Genomic DNA, 1,844 nt, shown 5'->3' with positions numbered 1-1,844 from the left:
CAGCAGCCTCGGTTACCGCAGTCCTGCCGAGTACGAGACCGTGCTGGCGGCCTGACCACCGCACCAACGGTGTCCGTCAAAGCGGAGCAAGCTCAATCAGGGCGTCAGGTCGATGACCCGAACCGGCTGGCCCTTCCAACGCAGGGGATCGACGGTGGCGACCACCGCGCCGTCCGGGCATTCCGTCGGGGCGGCGGTGTGGCGAGTGTGAGCCTCTGCCCAGGTGTTCTCGGCGGCGAGTGCCAGGGCGGCGGCCAGGTCGAGATCGAGGACGGTGACCGCGGGCAGGGCCGCAAGGTGTTCGGCGGTGCCGGGGCGTTCGCGGTCGGCTTCCTCCAGGGCGCAGCCGGGACGTAGAGGTACCAGCCGCCCCCGGCGTGAGCGCGGTGGATGAGGCGGGAGGCCAGCTGGTTGCCGCGGCCGGCGGCGACCATCGCGGTGTCGTCCAGGACGATGTGCAACTCGTTCACCGGGCGCCGCCGGCTTCGGCCAGGCGCCGATCGAGCTCGGCGTCGAGCTGGGCGGTGTGGTCGGCGTCGGGCGCGTAGCCGTTCCAGTCGGCGAGCGCGATCCGGGCCTGTCCGGCGCGTTCGGCGCGTTCGGCGGGGGTGAGCAGGGTGTCGGCCAGGCGGGCGAGGTAGGCGCGCAGCGAAAGGTGTTCGGCGGCGGCGATCTCGGCGAGGCGGTCGCGCGCTTCGGCGGGGATGCGGAGGTGCTGTCACGTTAACGGGTACTTGATCATCTGATGCTGTATCGGGGTGTTTTGGGGCCGGTCTCGGGGCTTGGGTCAGGCCGCGGCGGGCAGGCGGCCGGTGTTCCCGGTGACGTGGTCCCAGATGGTGAAGCGGAGGGTCATCTCGAGCCGGTGTTCGGCGGCGGTGCGCAGATGTCGTCGGGTGCGGAAGTGGGGTGAGATGCCGCTGAACGCGGACAGGAACCGCTGTGCCGCACCCACGGAACGGACGCCTTTCATCGCGCACTCGCGCTGCCTTGTCGGCTGGTGGGAGTTTTCGGCCCGGTTGTTCAGCCCCTTGTGCGAGCGGTGCTCGACCGAGGGCATGAGCTCGCGGTGGGCGACACCGTGGGAGCGGAGCTTGTCGGTGACCAGCACCCGCGGGACCCGGCGCTGCTTCTTCATCAGCTTGGCCATGAAGCGCTTGGCGGCCTTCGCGTCCCGGCGGGACTGGACCAGGATGTCCAGGACGTTGCCGTGCTGGTCGACGGCCCGCCACAGGTACTGCCGCACCCCGTTGATCTTGATGAAGACCTCGTCGAGATGCCATTTGTCGCCCGCCGTGGGCAGCCGGCCAGATGGCGGGAGGTGAGGTGGACTTCATCGAGTTGGGTGGTGGTCAGGTGTCGGGCTTCCCAGATGACGGCAGCCATCTCCGTGGCCCGGGAGTGGAGCGGCGGCAGGTCGTTCGGCAGGTGGATGCCGCCGAGTGCCGCCAGGTCGGGGCGGGGACGCCGAGCATGCCCGCGAAGCCGGTCATCAGTTCGGGGTGGTGGTCCGCCGCCGCGCTGCTGTCCGGAGGGCTGGCCCGCCCTCCTGGCGCCGCTGGGTGGGTGGCCGTCAGGCCGCTGTAGGTCGTTGACACCCCGGTCGCCATCGAGGGAGATGCCGACGTGAACTTCAGGGGAGGTGCGGGGCCGCTTCGGGCCACCAAGACGCCCACCAGCTCAGTGGGCGGGGCTCGGACAGTGTTCGACCTTGCTGCGGCCGGGTTCGGACTGCTGTGCCGCCCTCGGCCAGCCTGGCCGGCGGCTACACCTACCTCGCCGGGCCGGGAATCTGACCCCGTGTCTCGGGTTTCCTTTCCGGGGCGTCCCGGTGGTCGCACGGC

1 protein-coding gene and 2 pseudogenes are annotated in these 1,844 nt (G+C 70.7%); 1 reads left to right on the top strand and 2 read right to left on the bottom strand.

The genetic code is table 11. The features are described from left to right. Window positions 1–96: 96 nt before the first annotated feature. A pseudogene (locus tag P3T35_RS40280) lies at window positions 97–434 on the bottom strand (hypothetical protein). Between the two features lie 92 nt (window positions 435–526). On the opposite strand from P3T35_RS40280, the gene P3T35_RS40545 reads away from it, so the two are divergent. Next, window positions 527–727 carry a hypothetical protein gene (locus P3T35_RS40545; protein WP_180356223.1) on the top strand — a complete coding sequence of 67 codons (201 nt, stop codon included), beginning with the start codon at window positions 527–529 and terminating at the stop codon, window positions 725–727. Window positions 728–787: 60 nt separating this feature from the next. On the opposite strand, the pseudogene P3T35_RS40270 reads toward P3T35_RS40545, so the two are convergent. Then, window positions 788–1,306, bottom strand: a pseudogene (locus P3T35_RS40270) (IS6 family transposase); the annotation flags it as partial. Window positions 1,307–1,844: the final 538 nt, after the last annotated feature.

Origin of the sequence: Kitasatospora sp. GP30, assembly GCF_029892145.1 — a bacterium.
GTDB lineage: Bacteria > Actinomycetota > Actinomycetes > Streptomycetales > Streptomycetaceae > Kitasatospora > Kitasatospora acidiphila.
Note: the sequence above shows the minus strand (reverse complement) of the source record. Positions and strands in the feature narration are given on the sequence as shown.